The organism is Thermogemmatispora sp. (assembly GCF_019683755.1).
In the GTDB taxonomy this organism is placed as follows: Bacteria; Chloroflexota; Ktedonobacteria; order Ktedonobacterales; family Ktedonobacteraceae; genus Thermogemmatispora.
The window spans coordinates 1-6,851 of record NZ_JADGHT010000254.1; the positions used below are offsets into that span (position 1 = coordinate 1).

General features: G+C 60.9%; 6 protein-coding genes. 3 read left to right on the forward strand and 3 right to left on the reverse strand.

The genetic code is table 11. The features are described from left to right. The 3 genes from IRZ24_RS14845 to IRZ24_RS14855 all read left to right on the forward strand — a co-directional run. A partial coding sequence (locus IRZ24_RS14845; protein WP_297165587.1) for a glycosyltransferase family 9 protein occupies positions 1-627 on the forward strand: 627 nt, incomplete at its 5' end. A 23-nt stretch (positions 628-650) separates the two neighbouring features. Next, positions 651-2,048 carry a lipopolysaccharide heptosyltransferase II gene (waaF, locus tag IRZ24_RS14850; protein ID WP_297165589.1) on the forward strand — a complete coding sequence of 466 codons (1,398 nt, stop codon included), beginning with the start codon at positions 651-653 and terminating at the stop codon, positions 2,046-2,048. Positions 2,049-2,085: 37 nt separating this feature from the next. Continuing rightward, positions 2,086-3,378: a glycosyltransferase family 9 protein gene (locus tag IRZ24_RS14855; protein ID WP_297165591.1), complete on the forward strand. Its 1,293-nt coding sequence runs from the start codon at positions 2,086-2,088 to the stop codon at positions 3,376-3,378. Positions 3,379-3,401: 23 nt separating this feature from the next. Here the strand turns inward: IRZ24_RS14855 and IRZ24_RS14860 are convergent, their stop codons facing one another. The 3 genes from IRZ24_RS14860 to aroA all read right to left on the reverse strand — a co-directional run. Then, positions 3,402-4,679, reverse strand: coding sequence for a radical SAM protein (locus IRZ24_RS14860; protein WP_297165593.1), 1,278 nt, complete (start codon positions 4,677-4,679; stop codon positions 3,402-3,404). 333 nt (positions 4,680-5,012) lie between these two features. Continuing rightward, positions 5,013-5,315 carry a hypothetical protein gene (locus tag IRZ24_RS14865; protein WP_297165594.1) on the reverse strand — a complete coding sequence of 101 codons (303 nt, stop codon included), beginning with the start codon at positions 5,313-5,315 and terminating at the stop codon, positions 5,013-5,015. Positions 5,316-5,700: 385 nt separating this feature from the next. Next, positions 5,701-6,851, reverse strand: a 1,151-nt coding sequence (aroA, locus tag IRZ24_RS14870) for a 3-phosphoshikimate 1-carboxyvinyltransferase (protein WP_297165596.1), incomplete at its 5' end; no start/stop codon positions are given.

Sequence of the window (6,851 nt, forward strand, 5' to 3'; positions counted from 1 at the left end):
CAGTATCCCTTGCTTTTTGCCCCAACAGCCCAAGAGGCGGAGCATGCCACCGCCCTGCTCGCTGAGGCCGGTCTGACTGAGCAGCCTTTCGCCGTCATTCATCCGGGCAGTGGGGCCGTTGTCAAACTCTGGCGTCCCGAGGGCTGGGCCAGGTGTGCCGTAACCTTGCAGCGTCGCTACGGCCTGCGCCTCGTCTTAACGGGCACCTCACAGGAGCGCTTTCTTCTTGAAACGATCGCGACGCTGGTCCGTCAGCAGCTCACGACCAGCGAGGCCCCGCCCGTTGTGCTCTCCGCCCTCAGCGTCGGCGAATTGGCTGCTGTTCTACGCCGTGCACGGCTGGTGCTTGGGGTCGATAGTGGCCCTCTGCATCTGGCCGTCTCCCAAAGAACGCCGACTGTAGCTCTCTATGGGCCAGCCGATCCTGCTATCTTCGGCCCTTGGGGCGATCACAGGCGCCATGTGGTTATCCTGGCCAGCAAGCCCTGCCCCTCTTGCCCCAGGATTCCTTGCGGGCGTCTCGACATTGCCCCCCAGGATCTGCCCCTGCATCCCTGCGTACGTCTGATTCCAGAGGAGCGCGTCCTTGCGGCAGTAGAGCAGCTCCTGCCGGCACATATGTTGTAGAATAAGGATGGCACCTAAGAGCTATGGCAGCAAGAGAAGAACTCGATGACTATGGCTATCCGCTTCGCCCGCCTGCCCGGCGCCGCCTCCGCAAGCTGCTCATCCAGATCAGCAAGCGCACACTGTTGACGGCGATCTACCTGGTATTGAGCAGCTACGGTCTGCTGCTGCGCTGCGCACGGCTGGCGCGACGCTATGAGCCTCTCAATCCACAACACTTCAAGCCGCGGCGTATCCTGGTCATTCGCCTGGACCTGATCGGCGATCTGGTCCTCTCGCTGACACTGGTCCATGCTCTCAAGCGAACTTATCCAGAGGCAGAGATTGACCTGCTGGCAATGCCTTCGACAGCTCCGATCGCCAGCGCCGATCCAGATCTGGCCCAGATCATCACCTACGATCCCAATATCTGGCGCCGGCCCAGAGCGCTTGTCCGAGGTCGGAACTGGCGTGAGGCCTTCATTCTGCTCCGTCGGCTGCGAGCCCGCCGCTATGATCTGGCTGTGAGTGTCTTTGGCCCCTGGGCCGCACTTCTCGCTTTGTTGAGCGGCGCCAGGCGACGCGTGGGTTTCGCCGGCGAGAGCTATGCAGGCTTTATGACCGATCCGGTCCCAGGTCGTCACTGGCAGCGCGGTGATCGTCGGCACGAGGTCGACTATTGCCTGGAGCTAGCACGGGCAGCAGGCGTCAGTGTGAGACCAGAGGATCGCTGGCCACGCCTCTCTATCGACCCCCAAGCGCGCCTAGAGATCGCAAGCCTGCTCAAGCGACTAGACCCTGCCAATGGGGCTGAAGAGCAGACCCAGTCAGCAACCTCGCCCGTGCGGCCATTAGTAGTCTGCCACATCGCCTCACACAACGGCTACGCCAAGCGCTGGCCCATCCCCTACTGGGCACGTTTATTGACAGGCCTGGCTCGGGAGGTTCAAGCGCGCCTGGTTCTGACGGGAGCCAGTGGCGACCTCCCGCTCATTACGGCGGTACTCCAGCGCCTGGAGCGCTCTACGCCGGTTCTCAACCTGGCTGGGCAGACTAGTCTGCCCCAGTTAGCCGCGCTGATGGAGATGGCCGACCTGGTCATCAGCGGTGATAGTGGACCGATGCATATCGCAGCAGCTACCGGGGCACCGCTGATCGCCATCCACGGCCCGACCGATCCAGCGCTTAGCGGGCCAATTAGTCCGCAGGCCACCATCGTGCGCAGCGGCATCTGGTGCAGCCCATGCTACGATGCTCGCAGCCCTGCCGACTGCCGCTTCCATACGGTTCAGTGTATGAAGGACGTCACACCAGAGCAGGTGCTAGCGCTCGCATTACGTCGTCTTGAGGAGCGATTATCGGCAGGCACCTCCTCAACCTACTCTGTGCTTGAACGTTCACCTGCTCCGGCTAACCCAGAGCAGTCTCATCAGAGCCGTTAGTTAGCCTTTCGACCTTTGCAGAGGAGGCCGCTTAGCCGTGCAACAGCAACAGCAGCAGCGTTCGCTCTCTACACAGCCACAGGTAGAGCAAGCTCAACATCAACAGCAAGAACCAGTTCACTTACCAGCGGAGGCGCGACTCCTGGTGATCAAGCTGGCCTCCATCGGCGACCTCTTATTGGCTACGCCCGCGCTGCGCGCTCTGCGTGAAACCTATCCACAGGCCCGTATCGACTTGCTGGTGACGCCAGCTTCCGCGGACTTGCTGGCCGGCTGGGAGATCATTGACGACATCATTGTTCTGGACAAATACCTGTTCGATTCGCCGCAGCAGCTTCTAACCAATCCTCTCCGACTCAGACACCTTTACCCGCTCTGGCGGCGGCTGCGAAGCGCCCACTATGATGCCGTACTGCTCTTGCACCATCTGACCCTGCCCTTCGGTCGTCTGAAGCACCAGCTACTGGTACGCGCCACAGGGGCGCGTTGGCGCATCGGTCTGGACAATGGGCACGGCTGGTTTCTCAATGTGCGTGTCAAAGATGAGGGCTTTGGGGCCATGCACGAAGCCGACTACAATCTAGCCGTCGCCGCAGCCGTCGGCGCCCACACCAGCGACCGGCGCCTGACCGTCCCGCTGAGTGAGGCCGAACGGGAGCAGGCCCGCTACCTGCTCTACATGGATGAAGCCCCCGACCCTTTCACGCGCCCGATTATCGCTATGCACCCAGGCAGCGGTAGCTATAGCACCGCCCGCCGCTGGGCCCCCGAGCGCTTCGCCGCCCTGGCAGACACTCTTTACCGCGAGGTCGGCGGTCAACTGGTCCTTCTGGGGGGACCAGAGGAACGCGAGCTACATCAGCATATTCTGAGTTTGCTGCGCTCGGGCCTGCCAGCACGCAGCTTCGCGGGCAAAGGCAGCGTTAAGGTCACCACAGCAGTGCTGGAACAGGTTGATCTCTTTATTGGAAATGATGCGGGAGTCATGCATCTGGCAGCGGCTGCTGGCACCCCCATAGTCGCGATCTTCGGCCTCTCCAATCATCGGGCCTGGGGACCCTACACAGGCGATGTGCCAGGACGCCAGGCTATCGTCGTGCGCCTCGATCTACCATGTATGCCCTGCTTCTACCGTGGTCACGAGCTAGGGACACCCGAGGGCTGTGCTACCCGCGACTGCCTGGCGCAACTGGGCGTCGATCCAGTTGCTGCCGCGGCGCGCAGTCTCCTCTACCAGGCCGGCTACCGCCCCATGTCATCCTCTCACTCTACTCAACGCGGTAGGCCCAGCGAGGGAGAACCTCTGACCCCAGATAGACTGGCTGACTGATCGCGAGCTGATGCTGTCCCTAGCTAGACGCTGGTTTCAGCAGGTTGGCTGGTGTGCCGTTTCACCGGTCGCGAGAAATTGCCGATCTCAACCTCGGGCAGCTCCCGGCGCAGAATCTCGATCAGGGTGCGCATGCCGAGCGCCTTACCAAGCGTATCAAGAGAAGGGAGACGCGGTAAGAGTACTTCAGGATCGATGTTCAGGTTGCGTAGCTGGATCAGGCGCAGGCCCGTCTCACGCGCGAAGGCCAGCAGGGCCTCTACCTCACGCTCGCGGTCGATCAGGCCGGGGAAACAGAGCAGGTTAATCGAGGCGTAGACGCCGGCATCGCGCGCGCGCTTGAGGGATTCCTTCACATCAGCCAACCTGTACCCGATCGGACGATAGTAGGCCATATAGGTCTCCTCGCGTCCAGAGATAGTGCTAGCGCGCAGCATATCCAGGCCGGCATCATAGAGGCGCTGCAGCCAGCGCGGATTGCTGGCATTGGTATTGATATTAATGACCCCGCGATCTGTCCGCCGGCGAATTTCGCGAATGGCCTGCTCAATACGTCGCCACTGGAGCAACGGCTCACCCTCGCATCCTTGACCGAAGCTAACAATAGCCTCCTCAGCTTGCTCGAGATGAGGGACAGCCACTTCCACAATCTCCTCCACCGTCGGCACAAAGGTCAGGCGATCTTGAGGTGAGATAAGCTGCTCCTCTTCCTGTTTCGAGATACAGCCAATACAACGGGCATTGCAGCCAGGAGAGACCGCGATAGCCATCTCCCAGCGACCAAAAAAGAGATTACTGGCCGTGGGACAATAGTAGTCAAGGGCACAATGAGCATGCTGCTTCACGATCCGATTGTGTGGATAGGCAGCTAGCTTCTCCTGTACCAGACGCTCCAGCTTTCGGCGCGGAAAAGCGCGAGGATGCCACTTGCGCGGATCATCCGTTTTCAGCGCTGCCACAAAGAGGCGTCCCCTGAGACCAGCCACGGCACAATATCCAAAGAACGGCAAGGCTCCGCTGTCGGGCACCTTGCTGTAGGCCGGCAGATGGGTGCGCGTATAGCCAATCGGCAGCAGCGCCGCCAGGGCCCACACGCCCCGCCGCTGGAGTGTACGACGCCTTCCAGCCGCATCTAGACCCACAGGCAGCCGACCAGGCAACATCGAGAGCGTCGCCCCATCAGGCAAGGGGATCAATTCTTCAGCCCGCAGCGGGCTTCCATCAAACGCCAGCGCGCGTAGTTCGCGCTCTTCACGGACCTCGCCATGCGCTGTTGCATAGACAAGATACGGTTCCTTCATAGCACCTCTTGGATTGCGCTCATCAGCTTACTCGCCAATGAGCACTTTCCTCTGTTTATCCCGATAGTCTCATCCAAAAGCAATAGGAGACTGCACGAGGACATGGAAGCAACTGAGTGCGTTGTCCTATCCCAACAGGCCGCAGCCAGAAGCAGGACCCAAGGGAGTAGGGTGAGAAAGCAAGCCAACAGAGCACAACTTCAGCAGAGACAGAGACTCCCCCATCTGTGCGCTGCCCACACCATCACAGCAGCGCAGCCAAGCAACAGCGGAGACCAAGTTTAAGCCTTGCCAGGAAGGCAGGGCGCTCCCTTCGCCCCTGGGAGCAGTTGCTCAGTGGACGACCGGCGGGATGACCGGCAACTGAGGATTGGTCGGAGGCCCCTCTGAGCAATCCTCATCCAGAAATCGAGAGCGAGCGCTCCCGACCTGCGTCTGAGTCTGAGCGGGCAGGCGCTGCTCTAGCTCAGACATCTCCTCATAGACAAAGCTCAGCAGGATGTGGTTATTCAGCACACTCTGGCAGACATGACGAATGCGGGGGCGCTCGGCCTCCATCCAGGCATTGATGGCCGCCTCAAGGGCGGAGATGCTATCGCCGCACTGGGCACTATCAAAGCCTTTGTATCGATACACCCCTCTGTCCTTTCTCTGCTAGAACACTCAGGCAGACCTCAGGTACACAACGCTTTCTAGCATCTAGCAAGACGTGACACTCTTACCCCCTGGATACACTCAGGGGAGGAAGGCGCTTTTTGTTTGCTCTCCATCGGGGATCGACATTGTGCAGCCTCTCTCTTGAGAGCCTTCCCCTCGTGAGGCCAAAAGCACTGACCTGTCGACCTTTCGCTCAGCAACGGCTTCGCCTCACGCCGCATGGGGGCGGGTCACCTCCTATCGCCGCAGTGCTATACTGTCCTGTGAGGCAGTGGGCTGCTGTCAACCAGCTCGGGAACCCGGGCCGATGAGGCGGCAGGCAAGTCCCTGGCATGAGCCAGAGGTTGTTGACCTGGACAAGAGTTTACCACGAAAGTGCAGGACTGACCACTGCCCCCAGGCGCTGTAACTCAGAGAAAAAGTGAGGAAAGCTCTTAGCGATATGCTCCACCCCAGTCAAGACCAAGCCGCGGCGGCTACGCATCCCCACGATCGTCAGGGCCTGCAGTAAACGATGGTCGCTATGGCCATCGACAGAGACCCCCCCTTCAACACCCTCCGGCTGTCCCTCGACCACAATCGCATCCGGCAATGGTCTCACGTGACAGCCTGCACGCTCCAGCTCAGCGCAGAGATCAGTAATGCGATCCGACTCCTTATAGTGCAAATTAGCCACGTTATAGAAGACACTACGCCCCTCAGCAAAACATGCCAGAGCTACCAGCACCGGAATGCAGTCGATAGCCCGGCTGCCATCCATCTCTACTGCATGCAGGCGTCGCCCGCCGCGGATCAGCAGCGTCTCGCCCTCTCGCCGTAGATCACACCCCATAGCCAGTAAAGCCGCCAGCAAGGCCTCGCCATCCTCTTCACCAGCCGGCAAGCGTCTCAGACGCAGCTCACTGGCAGGATCGGGCATAGCGGCACAGGCCGCCAGGAGAGCCGCAGCGGAAGGGTAATCACCCGGCACCACATATGTACCGGTACGGTAACGCTGCGGCGCCGGCACCCGGAAGCGACGCAAAGCCGCATCATGCTCAACCACAATCCCCGCCTGACGCAATACCTTCAGTGTTAACTCGACCATCACTTGAGAGGTCAAGCCCTCGACCACTTCGATCACCAGCGGCTCACTGAGGAGAGGCGCCAGAAAGAGCAAGGCACTCACATACTGAGAGCTGCGCGCGCCCGAGACCGCCACCTGCCCACCACGTGGATGGCCTCCATAGAGCGTAATCGGTAGATAGCCCTCGGCCCCCTGAGCCTCAACCCGCACGCCCAAAGACTCCAGCGCCTGCAGCAGCTCGCGATTGGGCCTGCGTCCCAGCGACTGCGGCTGATCAGTGATAAAAGTCACCTGGGGCAGCCAGGCACTGACGCCGAGCAACAGGCGCAGCACCGCCCCAGCATTGCCAACATTGATCGTCACCGCTCCCTCGGCCCGAGGTCGCCCTATCCCCCGCACCAGCAAACACGGCCCCGCGTCGGCGGTCGAGGGGCGTTGGGGCGCCCCGG